The following is a 23,102-nucleotide window of genomic DNA, read 5'->3' as shown; positions in this document are numbered from 1 at the left end:
ACTTCGACCGGTTAGGCGTGCCGCGTCTCTCGTAAACCTCAACTTCTCGAACCGCCCGGTGCGGACCCGCTTGCCGGGTGGTGTGGGAGGGGCGGAGCCAGAAGGCTCCCCCCTATCCCGATGTGGGCAATCGGGCCTCATTCCAACCTACGTGTAGCGTGTAACTTAGGGGCAGCCTTTCAGGCGGCTCCGAAGCTGAAGCCCGGCTACACGGTTGCAGGCTGCCCCGAGCGTGTAGCAGATGCTTTAGCTTCTGAGGCGGCGTGGGCCGCCCGACCCCTTGCTCGTGGTGGGTTGCATTGGCAGCCCTTCGGTCTGCTCCGAAGCTGAAGCGTCGGCTACATTTGTCAGCAGACTCAAACGTTTAGTAGATGCTTTAGCTTCTGAGGCGCCGCCAGGTGCCCCTCATCCTGAAGCCATCAGGCAAGGGTTGGACTGAGATTGGATTCGGAGGGAAAGAAAAAGGGCAGGAGAGCTAACGGGAGTAAGCTCTCCTGCCAAGTCTACGTCGGTTGGAGCACCACGCAGTTCGTCGGAAAGAGTGGGGTGGGGGTTACTGGATCGTGTCTCCCACGCGCAGGATTTTCATCGTGTTGGTGCCGCCCTGGGCGTTGACGTAATCGCCCTTGGTGACCACGACCAGATCGCCTTTCTGCACCACGCCGCGCTGGATCAACTCTTCCACGGCACGAGCGTTGGTTTCCTCGTTCGGAATAATCTGAGAATCGAACGGGACGGTCTGTACGCCACGATAGAGCACCACACGATGCTGGGTGCTGTGATGACGGGAGAAGGCGAAGATCGGCAGGCTGGATTTTATACGGGACATCAACAGTGGGGTCGCGCCGGTTTCCGTCAGGCAGATGATCGCGGCCACACCCTCGAGGTGGTTGGCGGCGTACATCGCCGACAGGGCGATCGCCTCGTCAACTCGCTCCATGCTTTCGTGGATACGGTGTTTGGAGACGTGCATCGAGGGCTGCTTTTCCGCGCCCAGACAGATGCGCACCATGGCTTCCACCGCTTCTTTCGGGTAGTCGCCCACAGCCGTTTCGGCGGACAGCATGACGGCGTCGGTGTAGTCCATCACGGCGTTAGCCACATCCGAGACTTCCGCCCGGGTTGGCATCGGGTTGTCGATCATCGACTCCATCATCTGCGTGGCGGTGATCACCACGCGGTCCAGGCTGCGGGCCCGGTTGATGATGTGCTTTTGGACACCCACGAGTTCCGCATCGCCGATTTCAACGGCCAGATCGCCCCGGGCGACCATCACCGCGTCGGAGGCTTCGATCACGGCGTCCAGTTGGTCCGGATTGTGGGCCAGTTCGGCGCGTTCGATTTTGGCCACAAGCGCGGCTTCGGAGCCGGCTTCGCGCAACAGGGCGCGGGCCGTGTGCATGTCGTCCGCCGTACGCACAAACGAGACGGCGACGTAGTCGGCGTTCAGTTCCGCGGCCGTCTTGATGTCCTGCTTATCCTTCTCGGTCAGCGCGTCGGCTGATAGGCCGCCACCGCGCTTGTTCAGGCCCTTGTTGTTGGACAGGGGGCCACCGATCAGGACACGGGAAGTGATGCTGTGGCTGTCGACAGCTTCCACTTCCATCTCGATACGGCCGTCATCCAGAACCAGGATATCGCCCGGCTTGACGTCGTCGATGAGCTGTTCGTAGTCGATGCCAACGCGTTCGTTGTCACCGGCTTCCTTGTCCATGCTGGCATCCAGAGTGAACGTCTGGCCCGCCTGCAGGGTGATCTTGTTCTCCGCAAAACGTGCGATACGGAGCTTGGGGCCCTGCAAATCTGCGAGCAGTGCGACGAAGCGACCCTGCGCCTTGGCCGTTTCACGGACCAGGCGGGCGCGCTCAATGTGGTCATTGGCGCTGCCGTGGGAGAAGTTGAGACGGGTGACGTCGACTCCGGCTGCGATGATACCGGCCAGTGATTCCGGCGAGTCCGTGGCGGGGCCGAGCGTGGCGACAATCTTGGTGCGCCTGAGCATTGAAAGCGTGTCCTCTGATGCTAACCGGGAGATCGCTCGGTAAAAGCGATCTCCCAGGGTGAGTGAAACAGTGGTTCTGGTCGGCGGCGCTTACTTCTTGTGCGCAGCCATCAGGGCACGCGTATTGTCCAGCATCCGGTTGGAGAAGCCCCATTCATTGTCGTACCAGGCCATGACTTTTACGTGACGGCCATTGGCACGGGTATGATTGGCGTCGAAAATGCTGGAAAGTGAAGAATGGTTGTAATCGACGCTGACCAGTTTCTCTTCACTATAGCCGAGGATCGGGTTCTGTTCGGCAGCCTTGCGGACAAACTCGTTGATCTCTTCCACGGACGTGTCGCGTCCGGCGATAAAGCTCAGATCCACCAGCGATACATTGATGGTCGGTACGCGCACGGCGAGGCCATCCAGTTTGCCGTCCAGTTCCGGGAGTACCTTGCCGATCGCGGCAGCGGCGCCGGTCTTGGTCGGAATCATGGACTGGGTAGCCGACCGGGCACGATAGATGTCCTTGTGGTAGACATCGCTCAGCTTCTGGTCGTTGGTGTAGGAATGGATGGTGGTCATCAGGCCGCTTTCGATGCCCACGCCATCGTGAATCGCCTTCACGACCGGCGCCAGACAGTTGGTGGTGCAAGACGCGTTGGAGATGATCTGGTGCTCGGCGGTCAGGGTATCGTCATTGACGCCGTAGACAATGGTGGCGTCGGCGTCGCCGGACGGTGCAGAAATGATGACGCATTGGGCGCCGGCATCCAGGTGAGCGGCGGCGGCTTTGCGAGACGTGAAAATACCGGTGCACTCCAGCACCACGTCCACATCAAAGGCTTTCCAGGGCAGGTCGGCCGGATCGCGTTCGGCGCTGATGCCGATGCGGTCGCCGTTCACCGTCAGGGATTCGGAATCATGACTGACTTCGCCACCGAAACGGCCGTGTACACTGTCATACTTGAGCAGGTGGGCATTGGTTTCGGCGTCGCCAAGATCGTTGATGGCGACAACCTGCATGTCCTTGCGGTAGTCATTTTCATAAAGGGCGCGCAGAACGTTGCGACCGATGCGTCCGAAACCGTTGATAGCGATGCGAGTAGTCATGTCGGGCCTCCGCTGACTGTGATTGTTGTGCGGGTCGGCGGCCTGATGGACCTGTGGAGAGGTCTTTCAGGTCGGATTACCAATTCGATGTAGTAAACATAACAAAATTAATTCCGGGTATGTAGATTAATTCGTGAAAAAGACAAAATAATTACGTAGGATTACGGCCATAAGTGCCGTGTCATGTGATAATTTGATCAATGATTGGACAGTTGTGGCCGAGTGGTGTTCCCGTGATCACGGCCGGTCGCCGCAACTGTTGTCGCGACAAGAATCAGGAGAGAGACATGCATCCGATTGTGGAGAAAGTGACCCAGCGGATAATCGAGCGTAGCCGGGCAGGGCGCGAGGATTACCTGCGGAGAATGGCGGAACTCGGCGAGCAGTCACCGCAGCGAGGTGTGCTCTCCTGCGGCAACCTGGCGCACGGTTTTGCCGCCTGTTGCCAGCCCGACAAGGACACCCTCAAACTGATGAACAAGGCGAACGTCGCCATCGTGTCCGCCTACAACGACATGCTGTCGGCGCATCAGCCTTACCACCGTTTCCCGGATGTGATTCGCGAGGCGGCGCACGGCATGGGTTCAGTCGCCCAGTTCGCCGGCGGTACGCCGGCCATGTGCGACGGTGTCACCCAGGGGCAGCCGGGCATGGAGCTGAGTCTGTTCTCCCGCGATGTGATCGCCATGAGCACCGCGGTGGCGCTGAGTCACAACATGTTTGATGCCACCCTCCTGCTGGGTATCTGCGACAAGATCGTGCCGGGCCTGCTGATCGGCTCCCTGAGCTATGGCTACTTGCCGACCGTGCTGGTGCCGGCTGGCCCCATGCCGTCCGGCCTGCCCAATAAAGAGAAGCAGCGCATCCGTCAGCTGTACGCCGAAGGGAAAGTGGGCAAGGACGAATTGCTGGAAGCCGAAAGCGCGTCCTATCACAGTGCCGGGACCTGCACCTTCTATGGCACCGCCAACAGCAACCAGCTGCTGGTGGAAGTCATGGGGCTGCACATGCCGGGCTCGGCCTTCATTCATCCCGATACCGATTTGCGCGATGCCCTGACCACCGCCGCGACGGAACAGGTGGTGAAACTGTCCAAGCCAAACGGCGGCAAGCTGGGCCTGGCGGACATGGTGTCGGAGAAGAGCATTGTCAACGCCCTGGTGGCGCTGCTGGTTACCGGCGGTTCCACCAACCACACCATCCACTGGATCGCGATTGCCCGGGCGGCGGGGATCACCATCAACTGGGACGACTACGCCGAGCTGTCGTCGGTCGTACCGTCCATGACCCGCATCTACCCCAACGGTCAGGCCGATATCAACGCGTTCCACGACGCGGGCGGCACGCCGTTCCTGATTCGCGAACTGCTGGAGCATGGCTACCTGCACAACGACGTGGAAACCGTGGTGGGCCATGGTCTGGAGCGCTACACCCAGATGCCGTCGCTGGATAACGGCAAGCTGGTGTGGTCGCCGTCGAACACCGAAAGCGGCGACAAGGAAGTGCTCAGCTCCGCGGACGAGCCGTTTGCGCCGGAAGGGGGGCTGCGGGTTCTCGACGGCAACCTCGGCCGCGGCGTGATCAAGGTGTCTGCGGTTAAGCCGGATCACCACATCGTGCGCGCACCGGCCGTGGTCCTCAATGACCAGAACGAGCTGGCCAAGGCGTTCGACGCCGGGGATCTGGACAAGGACTGCGTCGTCGTCGTTCGCTTCCAGGGTCCAAAAGCGAACGGAATGCCGGAGCTGCACAAGCTGACGCCGTATCTGGGTGTCCTGCAGGATCGCGGCTATCACGTGGCGCTGGTCACTGACGGCCGTATGTCCGGTGCGTCTGGTAAGGTGCCGGCCGCCATTCACGTGTATCCGGAGGCGCTTGACGGAGGTCCGCTGTCCAAGGTGCGCGACGGCGACATCATCTGCGTTGACGCCACCAAGGGGCGGCTGGATATCGACGTCTCCGATGACGAATTCGCGGCCCGGGAGTCGGACCGCATTGATCTCCGCGCCGTGCATCAAGGCTACGGCCGCGAGCTGTTTGGCTGGATGCGTCGTTCTGCCGGTACGCCGGAGGAGGGTGCCAGCTTCTTCTGGAGTCACGACGCATGACCGATCAATCCATGGTAGAGCTGGTCGGCGACATTGGCGGGACCAACGCCCGTTTTGCGCTGGCCCAGGAAGGGGATGTCCGTCCGCACGCCATTGAGATCCTGCGCTGCGGCGACTACGACAACCTGGACGGGGCCATCCGGGCGTACATGGAAAAGGTTGGTATCGATCGCATCAAGGACGTCTGTCTGGCGGTTGCCGGTCCGGTGCCGTCGGCCGATGATCCTGACGCCCAGGTGCGGATGACCAACAACCACTGGCGGTTCGGCCTGCGGGACATTCGCGAGCAGTTCGGTCTGCGCTCATTCAAGGTGATCAACGATTTCACCGCCATGGCGCTGGGCGTCCCCCACGTGCCAGAGGATCAGCTGGTCCACGTCTGTGGCGGGCCTGGCAATGCCCGGCGGGCGCGGCTGGTCATCGGGCCGGGGACCGGACTCGGCGTGTCGGGGCTGGTTCCGCTGCGCGATGGCTGGATTCCGTTGATGACCGAAGGCGGTCACGTGGATTTCGCGCCCACCGACGAGACCGAGATTGCCATCCTGCGGATTCTCAAGGAACGCTTTGGACGGGTTTCTGTGGAGCGGATCCTCTGCGGCCAGGGGCTGCTGAATCTCTACCAGGCCCACGCTGAAATCCAGGGCGTTGCAGCGCCGATGGATGCGCCGGAGAAAATCTCCAACGCCGCTGTGAACGACGGTGACCCGCTGGCTCGTCACGCGCTCCGCCATTTCTGCGAGATCCTCGGCCGGACCGCGGGCAATGCCGCGCTCACGGTGGGCAGCCTGGGTGGCGTCTACCTGTGCGGCGGCATCCTGCCGCGCTTCCTCGACTTTTTCCTGGAAAGCCCTTTCCAGGCAGCGTTCGAGGACAAGGGTCGCATGCGGCCGTTGATGGAATCGACGCCGGTCCATGTGGTGATGGAGCCCTACACCGGGCTGCTGGGGGCCGCCGAAGCCCTGCGTAACCCCGAAGTCTGAGCCGTATCTCCTGAGCCGGTCAGGACCATGTTGTCTCGACCGGCTCAATCTGCTTTCATTGTTCCTCGTTTTGCCTGCCGGACTTGTCGGCAGTCTGTTCCTGTCGCTTTATCGCTTCCAGAAAGGGTGTCTCTATGCGGGTGGCCGTCTTTTGTGGCTCCAGCCACGGTAACGATCCAGTCTATGAACAGAGCGCCCGCGCCATGGGCCGCGCCCTCGCCGAAGGCGGGCATACGCTGGTCTACGGTGGTGGCAAGGTGGGTCTCATGGGTGTGGTGGCGGACACGGTGCTGGAGCATGGCGGCGAGGTCATCGGTGTCATCCCGCGGATGCTGAAGGAGCGTGAGGTGGCCCACGAGGGCGTAACCGAACTCTTCGTCGTGGAAGACATGCACGAGCGCAAGGGGCGCATGAACTCACTGGCAAAGGCGTTTATCGCCATGCCCGGCGGGCCCGGCACGCTGGAAGAAATCTTCGAAGCCTGGACCTGGGCCCAACTGGGATATCACGAAAAGCCGTGCGCGTTCTACAACGTGGCCGGTTACTACGATCCGCTGCTGGCGTTCATGGACACCATGCGGGATCGGGAATTCCTCAAGCCGCATTACCGGGACATGCTGATCGTGAGCGATGACCCCTCGACGATTCTTTCCCGCTTCGAAACCTACTCGTCGCCCCAGGCCAAGTGGCGCTGAGGCAACGACTTCCGGATCAGAGCGTCAACGGTTTATCCGCCGCGCGGCGCTCCTCCTGCCACTCTTCCAGCGTCTTGGCAGCGGTGTCGCCATCGAGGCTGTCGACGATGTCGAAGAAGTCCGATCCGAGCGGATCCGACAGGATCTCATCCCGCGCCTTGCTCTTGACCACGTAGACGGTCTGTACATTCTGATGATCGAACGCGCGCCATTGTTGCTCGTCTTTCAGGAGGCTGTAGCGATAGTCCTCCAGGGCTCGGATAACGGCAGCCGTATTGAGCGTGCCGGCTCGCTCCACCGCATCCCGATATTGATAGAGAATGCTGTAGGCGGACGCGGCGGCTGAAGAGGGGCGCATGTTGTAGCGTTCGACAAAGTCTTCAACGAACTGCTTGCCTCGCGGGTAGTCGTACTTGTAGGGCACTTCCCAGACCCAGGGCGCTGAGCCGATAACGCCTTCCATGATCGTAGGGCCAACGTCCAGCGCCATACCCAGGGTGATGTTTGGCACCACCACCTGCATCTGATCCTTGATGCCCATCTCGTAGGCAATGTTGAGCGCCCGCACCATATCGTCCCCGAACAGCACCATCACCAGCACATCGGCACCGCTGGCCTGGGCCTGTTCCAACGCAGCCTTGAAATCCCGGATGTAGGCCCGGGGGAAGGGGGTTTTGACACCGGGGTGCGCCTCGGTATCCGTGGTATCGGTGAAGCGGCGCATGGAGCTTTCGGTCGACCAGCCCCAGGTGTAGTCGGCGGTGATGTAGAAAAATTTCTGTCCCGCATAGCGCGACTGCAGATGATGGCTGATCGCCTTGGCGGCCATCCAGGCGTTGAACGGCTCGCGGAACATGTGACTGTGGCCGGCGCTGCCGGTGGTGGCGTTGGAATATGTCAGGGTGCCGAAGTAGAGGCGGTCACGTTTCCGCGCCTCCTCGCCGGAGGCGATCGCCACGGCACTTGAGACACCGCCAAACACCATGCGGGCGTTCTCCCGGTCGATCAGTTCCGCGGTATTGGCTGCCCCCTGCTTGGGATCACTGCTGTTATTGCGGATGACCAGTTCAATCGGCTGACCGAGAACACCGCCATTCTGGTTGATTTCCTCGACGGCCATGAAAGCGCCCAGGCGTTCCTGCAGTCCCTGGTCTTTATAACGGCCATTTTGCGGGTAGTTGAAGCCGATCTTGAGCGTTTCGGCGGACAGGGTGGTGGCCGCAAACGCCAGGACGATACCGACACACAGCAGTCGCGTGATTGACATGATCCGTTGTCTCCCGGGCCCGTCCGGTTGGTGGCGTCGCGAGCCCCTTGTTGTTTTTAAATTGGGTGTTTTTTGAACGCTTCTTGAGTGTGAACAGGGTTGGTGGTGGCATCAATGGGACTAACGTACGACATTCAGAGAAGAATTGTGTCCCGGGGTAACCCGATGTAAAGATGGGCAGAACAACCATGCAGCCAGCCGGGGTGCGATCCCGGAACCGGAGGTGACGGATGGATTTCAGGGCCTACGAAGCACGGTTACGGGACGTCCTGGGTGGCCGGGAGTCGGCGTTTTCGGATGCGGAATACCAGCGTCGCTGTCAGGCGCTCGATCGCCGTCTTGCGGCGGAAGGGCTCGACGCTCTGCTGGTCACAAATCCTGCTGAAATCTATTACCTGACCGGGTACAACACTTTTGAGGTGTCGGTGCATACCGCGCTGGCCTACAGTCCGACGCAGTCCGTGCTTCAGGTGCCGTCGATCGAGACCGGTCCGGCGGTGGCCTGCGCCCGGGTGGACCGGATTCTCGGCTATCGCTGGGAAGATCCGCAGGAGGTCATCGAGCCGCTGGCGGACTGCCTTGCCGGTCAGGGCAAACGCATCGGTATCGATTGTTGGGGCGGTGGTTTGCGGACCGGGTTGCTGGCGGGCCTGGAAAAGCGATTGCCGGATCATGCGTGGGTGGATGCGTCCGGGCTGCTCAACCCCATCCGCAGGATCAAATCCAGTGAGGAGCTGGTTTGTCTGGAGCAGGCGGCACGCTTGACCGAAGCCGGCATTGAGGCCGCGCGGCAAACCGTTTCGGCAGGCCGCACCGACAGCGAAGTGGCGGCCGCCGCCGCTGAAGCCATGCATCGCCATGGCAGCGAATTCATGAGCATGCAGCCGATTGTCGTGGCCGGTCGACGCAGCAGCGTGATCCATACCAATCACCGGCGCTTTCCCATCCAGGCGGGTGAGCCGGTCTTCATCGAGCTGGGCGCCGCCTACCAGCGCTATACCTCACCGATGATGCACACCATCGTCGCCGGGGCAGAATCGCCCGATTCCCACATGCAGGCGATGGCCGGGATGTGTCGACGGGTCTACGAGGCGCTGGTCACCGCTATGAAGCCGGGCGCGACGTTTGACAGCGCGGCACTCGCCGCGGAGGACGCCTGGCGGAAAGAAGTGCAGGAGGCGTTCTTTTCCGGGGTGTACGGTTACACGGTTGGTGGCCAGTTTCCGCCATCCTGGGTGGAAGGCTCGGGTTTTATCGCTCGCGGGCAGCCGGCCGAATTCGAGGAGAATATGGTGTTCCACCTGCCCCTCTGTTTCCGGATTCCCGGGCTATGGGGCATGGGCTTCAGTGAGACGGTTCGGGTGGGGGCGCAGGGCGCGGTTCCGTTGACACGAAACCGCTGGTCCCTGGAGTCAGGCGGTTGATACGGCAGACGTTCTGGCCGGTCGGTTGGCCAGGTGGTCCCGGATGCCGCTGAGTTCCGCCGCCGTCAGGCGCAAGCCAAGCTTGGTGCGACGCCAGACGATATCCTCCGCGTCCACCGCCCACTCGTGCCCGGTCAGGTAATCGATCTCGCGGGCGTACAGGTTGGCGCCGAAGTGATGCCCCATGTCTTCCATGGATTCACAGCCGTCCAGCAACGTCCGGGTTCGCGTGCCGTAGGTGCGCACGTAACGCTGGGCCAGGCCCGTGGGCAGCCAGGGATAGGCGATCTTGAATTCGTTGAGCAGATCGTCCTGACTGGTAAAGTCGCCGCCGGGCAGGGGAGCGCTGCGGGTCCAGTTGGGGCCGGCATTCGGGAAGAATTCGCAGATGCGATCCGTTGCGGCTTCGGCCAGCTTGCGATAGGTCGTGATCTTGCCGCCAAAAATGGAAATCAGCGGGGCTTTGTCATCGCCGCCGTCCACTTCGAAAGTGTAGTCCCGTGAGGCCTTCTGAGCGTCGCCGCCTTCATCGTCCATCAATGGACGCACGCCGGAGTAGGACCAGACGACGTCGTCCGGTGTCAGTTTGTTGCGGAAATAATCGTTGACGATACCGATCAGGTAGTCGACTTCCTCATCGGAAATGACCGCTTTCTTGGGATCGCCTTCGTAATCCACGTCGGTTGTCCCCACCAGAGAGAAATCGTCTTCGTAGGGGATGACGAAAATGATGCGCTCATCCGCGTTCTGCAGAATATAGGCTTCCGGTTCGTCGTGGATCTTGGGCACCACAATGTGACTGCCCTTGACCATGCGGATCTGCTTGGGCGCTGGAATGTTCAGGCTTTCCCGGAACAGGGCGCTGACCCAGGGGCCGGTGGCGTTGACCATGGCCTTGCAGGTGACGGTCTCACTTTTCCCGGTCAGTCGGTCGTTCAGGGTCACACTCCAGTGATCTCCTGAACGCTCTGCCCGTTCGCAGCGGGTCCGGGTCATCACGCGGGCGCCTTTTTCCTCGGCGGCCTTGGCGGTCAGTACCACCAGGCGGGCGTCGTCCACCCAGCCGTCGGAATACTCAAACCCGCGGGTAATCTCGGGCACCAAAGGGCTGTTGCCGTTGAAACGGATGCTGTTGGAACCTTTGAGCAATTCGCGCTTGGCCAGGTGGTCGTACAGGAACAGGCCGGTACGGATCATCCAGGCCGGGCGCAGATGCGATTGGTAGGGCAGTCGGAAGCGCATTGGCCACATGATGTGGGGGGCATTGCGCAGAAGCGATTCGCGCTCGGCCAGGGCCTGGCGAACCAGTTTGAACTCGTAGTGCTCCAGGTAGCGCAGGCCGCCGTGGATCAGCTTGCTGCTGCTGGACGATGTGGCCGAGGCCAGATCGTTCATCTCGCACAGCAGGGTTTTCAATCCCCGCCCGGCGGCATCCATGGCGATGCCGGTTCCATTGACACCTCCGCCGACGACGACCAGGTCGTAGTCTGTTTCTGCCGCGCTCATACTATTCCGTCTCCAGCCTGTTCGTTTTGGCGATTTTATGGCCAACGCAATCATTATGCGAAAACATCCGGTATTCGTAAAGGAAAATAAAGAATAAAAACGAACACTGTGACGCGTATCGAACGAGCGCCGGATTACCGGCTGAAACAGCAGGAAGGAGGCGTCAGACCACGTGTAATTTGACGTCGTTGTCGGTCAGCAGTTGCTGGATGTCGTGCGGTGGTTTCTGGTCGGTAAAGAAATGATCGGCCTGTGTGATGCTGCCGAGGCGGACCATGGCGTTGCGCCCGAACTTGGTGTGGTCGGCGGCCAGCAGGACCTGTTGGGAGTTGGTGATGATCGTCTGCGCCACGCGTACTTCCCGGTAGTCAAAGTCCAGCAGGGAGCCGTCCATGTGGATGCCACTGATGCCGATCACGCCGAAATCCATCTTGAACTGATTGATGAAATCGCGAGTCGCCTCGCCAACGATACCGCCGTCCCGGTTACGCACTTCGCCGCCGGCGATGATGATGTGGAAATCCTCGCGGCTTGCCAGGATAGAGGCCACGTGTAAATTGTTGGTCACGATGCGCAGGTTGTTGTGGTTGAGCAGGGCCCGGGCAATGGTTTCGGTGGTGGTCCCGATATTGATGAACAGGGAAGAGCCATCGGGAATCATGCTGACCAGGCTGTGGGCGATGCGCTCCTTGGCCTCCAGGTCCATGATCTTGCGGGTCTGGTAGGCGGTGTTGACGGTGCTGGAATCAATACCCGCGCCGCCATGATGTCGTCGCACCCGGCTCTGGCGAGCCAGCTGGTTGAGGTCCCGGCGGATGGTTTGCGGTGTCACCTGGAAGTGGTCCACAAGTTGCTCGGTCGTCACGAAGCCGTTCTGGTGGATCAGCTCCATGATCAGATCCTGCCGGTGTTTCTGTGCCATGCTCGATACCCGCACTCTTGTTGTTTGTGGGACGTCAGGTCGCATTGCGAAAATCCGGGCATCTGCGACCCAGTGCACGTCGTTTGACGATTTATTAAATCAATATAACACGTTATCCGGGATGGGCCGGATCGCGGCGCTTGCCGCTCTTCCAATAAGGTGCCTTGTCGCTTGGCCGAATCACCGAAAACGAAAAAATATTTGGATTCGTTTTCGAAAAGGGTAAGAATGCCGCAAAGGCCCTGATCGAAGAACCGCCGGATTGACCGGTGAATGTTCAGGGGCAAAGCCGAACAAGAAGCGAATAAACGGTAAAGGGTGCAATCATGACGCGTTATCTCATGGCAATTGACCAGGGCACGACCAGCTCACGAGCCATGATTTTCGACGATCGGGGTGAGTTCGTCGAGGTGAGCCAGCAGGAGTTCCCGCAACACTTCCCGGAGAGCGGTTGGGTCGAGCACGATCCGGAGGATATCTGGCGCACGGTCATCGAAACCTGTCGGGAGGTCCTGGAAAAGGCCGACCTGAAGGCGGAAGACCTTGCCGGCATCGGCATCACCAATCAGCGTGAGACCACGGTCGTCTGGGACCGGGAGACGGGCAAGCCCATCTATAACGCCATTGTCTGGCAGGACCGACGCGCGGCCACCCTGTGTCGGCAGCTTAAGGACGACGGCAGTGAGGCCATGATCCATGAGAAAACGGGGCTGCTGGCGGACCCGTATTTCTCCGCCACCAAGTTGCGCTGGATACTCGATAACGTCGATGGTGCCCAGGAAAAAGCCGAGCAGGGCCGGCTGGCGTTTGGCACGATCGATACTTTCCTGCTGTGGCGCCTGACCGGCGGGCGCTCCCATTTTACCGACGCCACCAACGCCTCTCGTACGCTGCTGTTCAATATCCACGAACAGCAATGGGATGCGGACCTGCTGAAGCTGTTCAATGTTCCCGAAGTCCTGTTGCCCGAGGTGCTCGATTCTGCCGATGAGTTCGGCTCCCTCGATCCCGAACTGCTGGGCGCCCCGGTGCCGGTTTATGGCATGGCCGGCGATCAACAGGCGGCGCTGTTCGGGCAGACCTGTTTTCGGGAAGGGATGGCGAAGAGCACATACGGTACCGGCTGTTTCCTGATGTTGAACACGGGCGACAAGCCGCTGCATTCCTCCTCGCGCTTGCTGACCACGGTCGGCTATCGACTGAACGGCAAGGTGACCTATGCGCTTGAAGGCAGCATCTTTATTGCCGGTGCGGCGATCCAGTGGCTGCGGGATGGCGTCAAGCTGATCCGCATGGCCCGGGAGACCGAGTCGCTGGCGGAGCAGACGCCGGCCAACCACGGGGTCTATCTCGTGCCGGCCTTTACCGGTCTGGGCGCGCCATACTGGGATCCCAAGGCACGCGGGGCGATCTTCGGACTGACCCGGGATACGGGCATCAAGGAGATCGTCACCGCCGGGCTGCAGTCCGTCTGTTACCAGACCAAGGATCTGCAGAAAGCCATGGAAAAGGATGGTGTCCGACCGGTCGCCCTGCGGGTGGACGGCGGCATGGTGGAAAACAACTGGGTACTGCAGTTCCTGGCCGATGTGCTGGGAGCGACGGTCGACCGCCCCAAGCTGATCGAAACCACCGCGTTGGGGGCGGCTTACCTGGCGGGCCTCAAGGCGGGCGTCTTCGATTCCCTCGAAACCCTCGAAGGCCTGTGGCAGTGCGACCGCAGCTTCACGCCGGAAATGACCAAGGAAACCCGGGATCGCCTCTACGAGGGCTGGGTCGAGGCGGTCAACCGGTTGCAGGATTGACCCGCTTCGCGAATTACCTTACCCCCAATTCCCGCAGGCGCTTGTAAACGGTATTCCGGCTGAAGCCGAAATGCCGCGCCGTGCGGGAAACGTTCCCCTGGTGCTGGTTGTAGACCTCCAGTAGCGAGTCCAGTGTCGAGCGAATCCGTTGCTCGGGCGGCGCCGTCTTTATCTCGGCGGTCGGCGCTACAGGATGGGCCGTAGCGGCGTTCAGGTCCCGGATGAAATCGTCTGGCAGGTGCCAGGTTTCAATCACTTCCCGGTCGGCCATGGCCAGGGCCACCTGCATGACATTGATCAGTTGACGGATGTTGCCGGGCCAGGGGTGCCGCTCCAGGATATCCAGCAGGGCGTCGGGCAGTTCGGGCGGTTGGTCCGGGTCCCGGTAATAGGCATGAAGCTGGCGAAACAGGGCGCGCTTGTCACTGCGGTCGCGCAGGCGCGGCAGTTCGATGGCCAGACCATTGATCCGGTAATACAGGTCCGGCCGGAACGTCCCCGCATCCACCTGTTCACGCAATGTCTGGTTGGTCGCCGAAACCAGGCGGATATCCACCGCATAGGCTTCGGTGGATCCGACCGGCGTAACCTCTCTTTCCTGAAGCACCCGCAGCAAGCGGGCCTGGGCCCGGGCCGGCATCTCTCCAATTTCGTCCAGAAACAGGATGCCCCCATGAGCCTTGCGGATTAAACCGGTTGCACCTTCCGTGCTGGCGCCGGTGAACGCCCCCCGTTCGTAACCGAACAGCTCGGACTCCACCAACTCTGATGGGATCGCAGCGCAGTTGACGGCCACCAGCGGCTGATCGCGGCGGTCGCTGGCCTGATGCAGTGCCTTCACAAACACTTCCTTACCCACGCCGGTTTCACCGTGAATCAGGATCGGGATGTCGCGATCGGCAACCCGGGTGGCCTGGCGGATGCAGCGGCGCACCTGTTCGTCACCGAATTCGATGTCCGCGAACGTGAGTGTGCCGTTTGCAGGTGCGATTGGGGGCGCGGTCGGGCGGGACAGGTTCTGCCCGTTGGAGGCTGCCGAAGGCGCCCGCAACAGGCCGAAGAGCCGGCGGTGGTTGCGGGTGCGGAGCTGGAATGGCCCCTGGTCACCGTGCCCAAGTAGCTCATCCAGACCGAGGTTCAGCAGTTCACTGATCGGCTGGTGGAGCTGCTCGGTCGCCAGGAGTTGGCCGGCCCGCTGGTTGACGGCGACGATAGCGCCGCCTTCGTCGAACGCGAGCAGGCCTGACCACTGGCTATCCAGGTTGTCGGGGTTGGTGTTGAGAGTCAGCAGGTAGCAGTCCCGGCTATAGGTTCGCGCCATCAGACGGTTTTCCACCGAGATGGCCATCAGCTTCACCATGCCCAGGGTGTGGGCCTGGGGCAGATAGGCATCACTGGAGACGTTCAGCACCCCGATGAGATGGCGATTGACGTCCCGGATCGGGGCGGCGCATCCCACCATGAATCGATTCGCGGTGAGGAAATGTTCGTTGCGTTGGACCTGGATGGCCTGGCCGCAGGCGATCGCCGTTCCAATGGCGTTGGTGCCGTTATGGCGCTCCTGCCAGCTGCAGCCTTCCCGGAACAGGTCCGGACGGCCGGTCTCGGTAAAGCGTCGGTCCCCCCAGTGGCGCAGCAAGCGTCCCTGGCTGTCGGACAGCATGATCAGAGAGCGGCTGTTGGCCAGGATGTTGTCGTAGTAAGGCAGCACTTCGCATTCGGTGGTATCCAGCAGGATGCCATTTGCTTCATGCAGCTGGCGGCACGCCGGCTGATCCAGTTCCCGGGCCGTCGGTGGCGCGTCGTGTGTGAGGCCGAAGTCGTGGCAGCGCGCCCATGAGGCTGCGATCAGCTCACCGAAATCGTCAGTTGTCGTCATCCTGGTCACGGTGGTTTCCCTGTGTCGTTGTTGTCTTTATCCGCGTTCGGGAACCGCAAAGATTGTTCAATATTGTGTTCACAGTGTTCGCTTGTCAATGTTCAGTGTGAACAGTTTTATTCGAAACCGAACATCGGTTTGCGTGAGGGAAAGTGCGCGGTGATTTGGTAAGTCTCTTTAAAACAAGTACATATGAAAATAGAGAGGAGAGAAAAGGATCATTGGTATGTTCGTTGCCTTATTATCTTCGAAAGCGAACGTCGCACTTCCGGTGCGGTGTTCGCGCAGTCAGAACAAAAACAAGGACACGAACGCATGTCGCTGACTCTTGAGAATGTGTCCCGCGTGGTGGACGGCGTGCCCCATGTGGCGGATGCCGATCTCACCTTCGAAGCCGGATCCTTTAACGTGCTGCTGGGGCGAACCCTGGCGGGCAAGACATCCCTGATGCGCCTGATGGCCGGGCTGGATCGTCCGGATGAAGGGCGCGTGCTGGTCGATGGTGTGGATGTGACCGGCCAGAGCGTGCAGAAACGCAACATCTCCATGATCTACCAGCAGTTCATCAACTACCCGAACCTGACGGTGTGGGACAACATCGCCTCGCCCCTGAAACTGGCCAGGATGGCGCCCTCGGAGATAGAGCGCCGGGTGCGCGAGACCGCGGAAATGCTGCGCATCGAGAACCTGCTCAAGCGCTACCCGCTGGAGCTGTCCGGCGGCCAGCAGCAGCGCACGGCGATGGCCCGGGCCCTGGTCAAGGATGCCACGCTGATCCTGTTCGACGAGCCGCTGGTCAACCTGGATTACAAGCTGCGCGAGGAATTGCGCGCCGAGTTGCGGGAGCTGTTCCGCGCCCGCAATTGCGTGGCGGTTTACGCCACCACCGAGCCCAACGAAGCCCTGGCCCTGGGTGGCGTCACGACACTGCTCCACGAGGGCCGGATTATCCAGAGTGGCCCGGTGATGGACGTTTATCGCCGGCCCGTGAACACCACGGCGGCGGAGCTTTTCAGCGAGCCGCCCATCAACTTCATGCCGGGTCGGGTCACCGAGAACGACGTGACTTTCGACGAGTACGCCCACCATCCGCTCACCCGGGAGCTGTCTTCTCTGTCGCCGGGCCATTACCAGTTCGGCATTCGGCCCAGTCATATCAGTCTGGTTCCGCAGAATGAGGACGACCTGGAGCTCGCGATGACGGTGGAGTTGGCGGAGATCAGTGGTTCGGAAACCTTCATGCACGTGAAGAACGAACATTTCGAGCTGGTGCTGCAACTGATGGGCGTCCACGAATACCACACCGAGACCGCCATCCGGATCTATCTGCCCATCAGCAAGCTGTTCGTGTTCGATGAGGCCGGGGATCTGGTGCACGCGCCGGCTTCGGTGAATGACAATCCAGCGGATACGGAGTAAGCGACGATGGCCGAAATCCAGTTGAATTCGCTTGCCCACAGCTACAGCCGCCATCCCGAAGGCCCCGGCGATTACGCCATCCGCCAGATGAGCCACACCTGGCACAAGGGCGGGGCCTACGCCTTGCTGGGCCCGTCCGGCTGCGGCAAGACCACCATGCTCAACATCATCTCGGGCCTGCTGGCGCCGTCGGAAGGGGATGTGATGTTCGACAACGTGCGGGTCAACGAACTCTCGCCCAAGGATCGCAACATCGCCCAGGTGTTCCAGTTCCCGGTGGTTTACGACTCCATGACGGTGTTCGACAACCTGGCGTTTCCGCTGAAGAACGCCGGCTTTCCCAAAGCCAAGATCCAGGCCAAGGTGGAAGAGATCGCCGCCATCCTGGAGCTCGAGCCGGTGCTGCGCAAGAAAGCGAAGGGTCTGACGGCAGACGAGAAGCAGAAAGTCTCCATGGGGCGGGGTCTGGTGCGGGACGACGTCTCCGCCATCCTGTTCGACGAGCCGCTGACCGTCATTGATCCGCAACTCAAGTGGAAGCTGAGGCGCAAGCTCAAGCAGATCCACGAGCAGTTCAACATCACCATGGTCTACGTGACCCACGATCAGTTGGAAGCGTCCACCTTCGCGGACAAGATCGCGGTGATGTACGACGGCCAGATCGTTCAGTTCGGCACGCCACGTGAGCTGTTCGAGCGGCCCAACCACACCTTTGTGGGCTTCTTTATAGGCAGTCCCGGGATGAACCTGATCGATGTGTCGGTGACGGAGCAGGGCGTTCGTTTCGACGACATCGACGTCCCGCTCGACGACGGGCACAAACAACGCATCGCGGCGACCGGTTCGAGCAACATCAAGCTGGGCATTCGTCCGGAGTTTGTGCAGCTTACCGCCGCGCCCGCCGACGACACCTGGCCTTGCAACATCCTCGATGTTGAGGACCTGGGCACCTACAAGATCGTCACCCTGCAACTGGGTGAGCAACGGCTGAAGGCCCGGATTGATGAGGACCAGGCGATCTCCGGCGACACCGTCCATGTGGGCTTCCCGCGCCAATGGCTGAAGGTGTACGTCGATGAATTCCTGGTGGACGAACAGACCGAGGAGGCGCAGTCATGAGAAAGGTCCCCAACAACCGCGCCTGGTGGCTGGTGCTGCCGGTCTTCATCCTGGTGGCGTTCTCCGCCCTGATCCCGCTGATGACGGTCGTGAACTACTCCGTGCAGGACATTTTCGGGCCCAACGCGGCCTACTTTGTCGGCACCGACTGGTTCCGCGAGGTATTGCGTAACGAAAGCCTGCAGGCGTCGCTGGGGCGGCAGGTGGTGTTCTCGACGGCGGTGTTGCTGATCGAAATCCCGCTGGGCATCGGGATCGCGTTGCTGATGCCCACGGGCGGCAAGCGGGCATCCCTGTGCCTGATCCTGCTGGCGATTCCGCTGCTGATTCCCTGGAACGTGGTGGGCACCATCTGGCAGATCTTCGGCCGGGGTGACATCGGCCTGTTCGGGCGATTCCTGAATGAGATCGGTATCAACTACAACTACACCGCGGACCCGGTGGACGCCTGGTTCACCGTGTTGCTGATGGACGTCTGGCACTGGACGCCACTGGTCGCCCTGCTGTGCTACTCCGGGTTGCGCGCGATTCCCCAGGCGTTCTACCAGGCGGCGGAAATCGACCGCGCCTCCCGTTGGGCCGTCTTCCGCTACATCCAGTTGCCGCGATTGAAAAGCGTGCTGGTCATCGCGGTGCTGCTGCGTTTTATGGACAGCTTCATGATCTACACCGAGCCGTTCGTGCTCACCGGCGGTGGACCGGGCAGTTCCACCACGTTCCTCAGTCAGACGCTCACCACCATGGCGGTAGGGCAGTTCGACATCGGGCGGGCCGCGGCGTTCTCGCTGGTCTATTTCCTGATCGTGCTGCTGGTGTCCTGGCTGTTCTTCACCGCCATCACCTATCCGGACCGGGACAAGTAGGAGGCCGTCATGACTCATAGCAAACGCCGTGGATTCGGCATCACCTTCTACATCCTGTTGTTGCTGCTGCCGATCTACTGGTTGCTGAACATGTCGTTCAAGACCAACCAGGAGATTCTCAGCTCGCTGACGCTCTGGCCGCAGAACTTCACGTTCCACAACTACGCGGTGATCTTCACGGACCCGAGCTGGTACGACGGCTACATCAACTCGATGATCTACGTGTCCATCAACGTGGTGATCACGCTGCTGGTGTCGCTGCCGGCCGCCTACGCCTTCAGTCGCTACAAGTTCGTCGGGGACAAGCACCTGTTCTTCTGGCTGCTCAGTAACCGCATGGCGCCGCCGGCGGTGTTCCTGCTGCCGTTCTTCCAGCTGTATTCGTCGATCGGCCTGTTCGACACCCACATCGCGGTAGCCCTGGCGCACTGCCTGTTTAACGTGCCGCTGGCGGTGTGGATCCTGGAAGGGTTCATTTCCGGGGTGCCGCGGGAATACGACGAGATGGCGTACATCGACGGTTACAGCTTCCCGCGCTTCTTCATCAAGATCTTCATTCCGATGATCCGCTCGGGGATCGGCGTGTCCGCGTTCTTTGCGTTCATGTTCTCCTGGGTGGAACTGCTGCTGGCCCGGACCCTGACGTCGGTCGATGCCCAACCCATTGGCGCCATCATGACCCGAACGGTCGGGGCCAGCGGGATCGACTGGGGCGTGCTGGCGGCGGCCGGTGTGCTCACCATCATTCCGGGCCTGTTGGTGGTCTGGTTCGTTCGCAACCACGTGGCCACGGGCTTTGCCCTGGGCCGGGTCTGAGGAGGTTGAGCATGATTGCCTGGATGCAGTGGACCCTTCCCACCGCGATTTTCTTCGCCACCATCGCCGCCATCCTGCTGGTGATGACGGTGTTCGAAGTGGCCAAGCCCTGTGCGGAGCGCAAGGGCTTCCTGCCGATCGCCACCACCCGCGGCGACCGGCTGTTTATCGGCCTGCTCAGTAGCGCCTACATTCATCTGCTGTTCCTCGGCCTGACCGAAGCCAGCCTCTGGATTGCCCTGGCGATTTCAGTGGTCTGGCTCGGGGTCCTGTTGCGGTGGGGGTGATGGACAGACATCGGTAGCGTGTTCGGCTTACAACATTGTGAGGGGTTCGAATACGAACTAATGTATAAAAAATGATCGCAAACGATCGTTAAGGATTTTCGATCTATAGCCCGGGAGGAAGTCCGGCGGGCTTTATGGACGGAAAGAAGGGTGCGGGAAAACGCTCCGTAAGGCAGTGGGGCATCCTGTGACCTGTAGTCGATAACACTAACAACAGACGAGGTTTGGCTATGTTGAAGAACAAGAACACTCCACAAACCCTCATGCTGAGCGCCGCGGTCGGCCTGCTCAGTCTGGGTTTGAGCCTTCAGGCCAGCGCCGACCAGTATTCCGACGCAGCCAAGAAATGGGTGGATAACGAGTTCCAGCCGTCGACCCTGACCAAGGAACAGCAGCTCAAGGAAATGGCCTGGTACACCGAAGCAGCCAAGCCCTTCCGCGGGATGGAAATCAACGTTGTTTCGGAAACCCTCGCCACCCATGAGTACGAGTCCAATACACTGGCAAAGGCGTTCACCGAAATCACCGGGATCAAGGTGACCCATAACCTGATCCAGGAAGGGGACGTCATCGAGAAGCTGCAGACCCAGATGCAGTCGGGCCGCAACATCTACGATGCCTACGTCAACGACTCGGACCTGATCGGGACGCACTTCCGCTACGGCAAGGTGGTCCCGATTACTGACATGATCAAGGGCGATGCCAAGGACGTCACGTCGCCGACGCTGGATCTGGACGACTTCATCGGCCTGGAGTTCACCACCGCGCCGGACGGCAAGGTCTACCAGTTGCCGGATCAGCAGTTCGCCAACCTGTACTGGTTCCGCGCGGACTGGTTCGAGCGTGACGATCTGAAGAAGAAGTTCAAGGACATCTACGGCTATGAACTGGGCGTGCCGGTGAACTGGTCGGCCTACGAGGACATCGCCGAGTTCTTCTCCGACAAGGTCAAGACCATCGATGGCAAGCGCGTCTATGGCCATATGGACTACGGCAAGAAAGACCCGTCCCTGGGCTGGCGCTTTACCGATGCCTGGTTCTCCATGGCGGGTGAGGGCGACAAGGGCCTGCCTAATGGTCTGCCGGTGGACGAGTGGGGCATCCGTGTCGAGGATTGCCATCCGGTCGGTTCCAGCGTGACCCGGGGCGGCGCCGTGAACGGCCCGGCAGCGGTCTATGCCACCCGCAAGTACAAGGAGTGGCTGGAGAAGTACGCGCCGCCGGAAGCTCAGGGTATGACCTTCTCCGAGGCCGGTCCGGTACCGGCGCAGGGTAACGTGGCCCAGCAGATTTTCTGGTACACCGCGTTCACGTCCAGCATGACCAAGGACGGCCTGCCCGTGGTCAACGAGGACGGCACGCCCAAGTGGCGGATGGCGCCGTCTCCCCATGGTCCGTACTGGGAAAAAGGCATGAAGCTGGGGTATCAGGACGTGGGTTCCTGGACCTTTATGAAGTCCACGCCTGAGAAGCGTCGTCTGGCTGCGTGGCTGTATGCGCAGTTCACCACGGCCAAGACGGTCTCCCTGAAGAAGACCCTGGTCGGCCTGACGCCGATCCGCGAGTCGGACATCAACTCCGAAGCCATGACCGAAGCGGCACCGAAGCTGGGTGGCCTGGTCGAGTTCTACCGCAGCCCGGCCCGCGTCCAGTGGAGCCCGACCGGTACCAACGTGCCGGATTATCCGAAGCTGGCACAGCTCTGGTGGCAGTATATTTCCCAGGTCACCAGTGGCGAGAAGACCCCGCAGCAGGCGCTGGATGGTCTGGCGGAAGCCCAGGACAACATCATGATGCGCCTGGAGCGCGCCAAGGTGATGGCGACCTGCGGGCCGAAGCTGAACGAGCCGCGTGACGCCAGCTACTGGCTGAACCAGCCGGGCGCTCCCAAGCCCAAGCTGGAGAACGAGAAGCCGAAGGGCGAAACCGTTCCCTACCAGGAACTGCTGAAGAGCTGGGAAGAAGCTGAGAAGAGCTGATTTTCAGTCTGATTGGGAAAGCCGCCGGGTGGTACATCCGGCGGCTTTTTTGTGGGCTACGGAAAGATGAAGCCGCGTGCGGAGTGCTGGTGAACAATGGGAGCCGCATCAACGGAGCTTGGCTTCTGTTGTTGGCTACAGAGCTCGTGCCGGGAAGCGAATGGACACCCTTGCCTTCGTTGTATTAGACGGCCGTCCCTGGCCGGCTAATACAACCGGGACGTCCCTGTCCCTCCTTCGGCAAGGGTATCCATTCGCTTCCAATCAATCTCGGGGTGACCTCGAAGCGCTGTTTTGATGTAGCCGAAGGACGACCACACAAAGTACTAAATTCGTCTTCCGGGATTAGGTGACCGATACAATTCAAATCCTTTCTTGGATAAACAGATAGAAGGTCTGGCGTAAGCAGAACCTCAGATGAGATGTCAGTCAGGTCTCGCGAGAAGAGAACTTTTGTGAAATCTGCAAGGGCTGGGAGCTTTGCAGCCAGGCAGGAACATTTCTATAGCCGCACAATGGAAAGCTGTGGGTGTTTCAAGGAGCTCCGATAACCGGGCGAATCTGGAGTCGTTTGTGATAAGGGTCACGTTTTTCAGGGCAGAATAGAAAAAGATACGGAACTCATTCTCTTTACAAATATGCTGTGCTAGCCCGGATTTCTCATAGCGACCCAGCAAGTCTCGCAGGCTGGGTAGATTAGCGCCATGACCGCTCAGTTGCGGGCGTGATTGCCTAATAATTGGTCAATTTCTGTTATCCGGACACACTGCCCCTTACCCCCATTGCGTCGGGCCGGGGGAGCCCGGACATCTACCCCGGAACCAGGCGACGCGCCAGATCCGCCAGTTCGTCTTTGTAGGGATAGCTGTCACTCATCAGCACCCGGACCCGGCGGGTATTGCGGATGATGACGGCCCCGACCTTGATCAGTTT

17 protein-coding genes are annotated in these 23,102 nt (G+C 60.6%); 11 read left to right on the top strand and 6 right to left on the bottom strand.

Translation table 11 applies throughout. The features are described 5' to 3' along the window. Positions 1-553 precede the first annotated feature (553 nt). Both pyk and gap read right to left on the bottom strand, forming a co-directional pair. Positions 554-2,002 (bottom strand): pyruvate kinase, encoded by a 1,449-nt coding sequence (pyk, locus tag EB809_RS20570; protein ID WP_123636731.1) that lies wholly within the window; start codon positions 2,000-2,002, stop codon positions 554-556. A gap of 90 nt (positions 2,003-2,092) precedes the next feature. Next, positions 2,093-3,100, bottom strand: coding sequence for a type I glyceraldehyde-3-phosphate dehydrogenase (gap, locus tag EB809_RS20565; protein WP_123636730.1), 1,008 nt, complete (start codon positions 3,098-3,100; stop codon positions 2,093-2,095). Between the two features lie 287 nt (positions 3,101-3,387). Here gap and edd point away from each other — a divergent pair, with 287 nt between their 5' ends. The 3 genes from edd to EB809_RS20550 all read left to right on the top strand — a co-directional run bounded on the left by edd (position 3,388) and on the right by EB809_RS20550 (position 6,883). Then, positions 3,388-5,208, top strand: coding sequence for a phosphogluconate dehydratase (edd, locus tag EB809_RS20560; protein ID WP_123636729.1), 1,821 nt, complete (start codon positions 3,388-3,390; stop codon positions 5,206-5,208). Then, positions 5,205-6,188, top strand: coding sequence for a glucokinase (glk, locus tag EB809_RS20555; RefSeq protein ID WP_223808065.1), 984 nt, complete (start codon positions 5,205-5,207; stop codon positions 6,186-6,188). The genes edd and glk overlap by 4 nt, the downstream gene beginning before the upstream one ends. A 134-nt stretch (positions 6,189-6,322) precedes the next feature. Further along, positions 6,323-6,883 carry a TIGR00730 family Rossman fold protein gene (locus tag EB809_RS20550; RefSeq protein ID WP_123636728.1) on the top strand — a complete coding sequence of 187 codons (561 nt, stop codon included), beginning with the start codon at positions 6,323-6,325 and terminating at the stop codon, positions 6,881-6,883. A 16-nt stretch (positions 6,884-6,899) separates the two neighbouring features. Here EB809_RS20550 and EB809_RS20545 read toward each other — a convergent pair whose 3' ends face one another. Beyond that, positions 6,900-8,150 carry an ABC transporter substrate-binding protein gene (locus EB809_RS20545; protein ID WP_123636727.1) on the bottom strand — a complete coding sequence of 417 codons (1,251 nt, stop codon included), beginning with the start codon at positions 8,148-8,150 and terminating at the stop codon, positions 6,900-6,902. A 230-nt stretch (positions 8,151-8,380) separates the two neighbouring features. On the opposite strand from EB809_RS20545, the gene EB809_RS20540 reads away from it, so the two are divergent. After that, complete coding sequence (locus EB809_RS20540; RefSeq protein ID WP_123636726.1) at positions 8,381-9,574, top strand: M24 family metallopeptidase; 1,194 nt, start codon at positions 8,381-8,383, stop codon at positions 9,572-9,574. Here the strand turns inward: EB809_RS20540 and glpD are convergent. Together glpD and EB809_RS20530 are read right to left on the bottom strand one after the other, a co-directional pair. Continuing rightward, a complete protein-coding gene (glpD, locus tag EB809_RS20535; protein WP_123636725.1) occupies positions 9,563-11,080 on the bottom strand; it encodes a glycerol-3-phosphate dehydrogenase in 1,518 nt (505 codons plus the stop codon). The two genes, EB809_RS20540 and glpD, sit on opposite strands and share 12 nt — an antisense overlap. Before the next feature lie 163 nt (positions 11,081-11,243). Beyond that, positions 11,244-12,002: a DeoR/GlpR family transcriptional regulator gene (locus EB809_RS20530; RefSeq protein ID WP_123636724.1), complete on the bottom strand. Its 759-nt coding sequence runs from the start codon at positions 12,000-12,002 to the stop codon at positions 11,244-11,246. 326 nt (positions 12,003-12,328) lie between these two features. On the opposite strand from EB809_RS20530, the gene glpK reads away from it, so the two are divergent. Next, positions 12,329-13,807 carry a glycerol kinase GlpK gene (gene glpK, locus EB809_RS20525; protein ID WP_123636723.1) on the top strand — a complete coding sequence of 493 codons (1,479 nt, stop codon included), beginning with the start codon at positions 12,329-12,331 and terminating at the stop codon, positions 13,805-13,807. A gap of 13 nt (positions 13,808-13,820) precedes the next feature. Here the strand turns inward: glpK and EB809_RS20520 are convergent, their stop codons facing one another. Continuing rightward, positions 13,821-15,686, bottom strand: coding sequence for a sigma-54-dependent Fis family transcriptional regulator (locus tag EB809_RS20520; RefSeq protein ID WP_123636722.1), 1,866 nt, complete (start codon positions 15,684-15,686; stop codon positions 13,821-13,823). Between the two features lie 315 nt (positions 15,687-16,001). On the opposite strand from EB809_RS20520, the gene EB809_RS20515 reads away from it, so the two are divergent. From EB809_RS20515 to EB809_RS20490, 6 genes are all read left to right on the top strand, one after another. Further along, positions 16,002-17,105: an ABC transporter ATP-binding protein gene (locus tag EB809_RS20515; RefSeq protein WP_123636721.1), complete on the top strand. Its 1,104-nt coding sequence runs from the start codon at positions 16,002-16,004 to the stop codon at positions 17,103-17,105. Positions 17,106-17,111: 6 nt separating this feature from the next. After that, positions 17,112-18,224 (top strand): ABC transporter ATP-binding protein, encoded by a 1,113-nt coding sequence (locus tag EB809_RS20510; RefSeq protein WP_123636720.1) that lies wholly within the window; start codon positions 17,112-17,114, stop codon positions 18,222-18,224. Continuing rightward, positions 18,221-19,087: a carbohydrate ABC transporter permease gene (locus tag EB809_RS20505; RefSeq protein ID WP_123636719.1), complete on the top strand. Its 867-nt coding sequence runs from the start codon at positions 18,221-18,223 to the stop codon at positions 19,085-19,087. The genes EB809_RS20510 and EB809_RS20505 overlap by 4 nt, the downstream gene beginning before the upstream one ends. A 9-nt stretch (positions 19,088-19,096) precedes the next feature. Then, on the top strand, positions 19,097-19,903 hold the full coding sequence (locus tag EB809_RS20500) for a carbohydrate ABC transporter permease (protein WP_123636718.1): 807 nt from the start codon (positions 19,097-19,099) through the stop codon (positions 19,901-19,903). A gap of 11 nt (positions 19,904-19,914) precedes the next feature. Then, entirely contained in the window at positions 19,915-20,190 is a 276-nt protein-coding gene (locus tag EB809_RS20495) for a DUF2160 domain-containing protein (RefSeq protein ID WP_190294991.1), read from the top strand. Positions 20,191-20,420: 230 nt separating this feature from the next. After that, positions 20,421-22,169 (top strand): ABC transporter substrate-binding protein, encoded by a 1,749-nt coding sequence (locus tag EB809_RS20490; RefSeq protein ID WP_123636717.1) that lies wholly within the window; start codon positions 20,421-20,423, stop codon positions 22,167-22,169. Positions 22,170-23,102 lie beyond the last annotated feature (933 nt).

The sequence above is a fragment of the Marinobacter sp. R17 genome (assembly GCF_003789045.1).
GTDB lineage: Bacteria > Pseudomonadota > Gammaproteobacteria > Pseudomonadales > Oleiphilaceae > Marinobacter_A > Marinobacter_A mangrovi.
The sequence above is the reverse complement of the archived record's forward strand: the minus strand, read 5'-3'. Positions and strand labels throughout refer to the sequence as shown.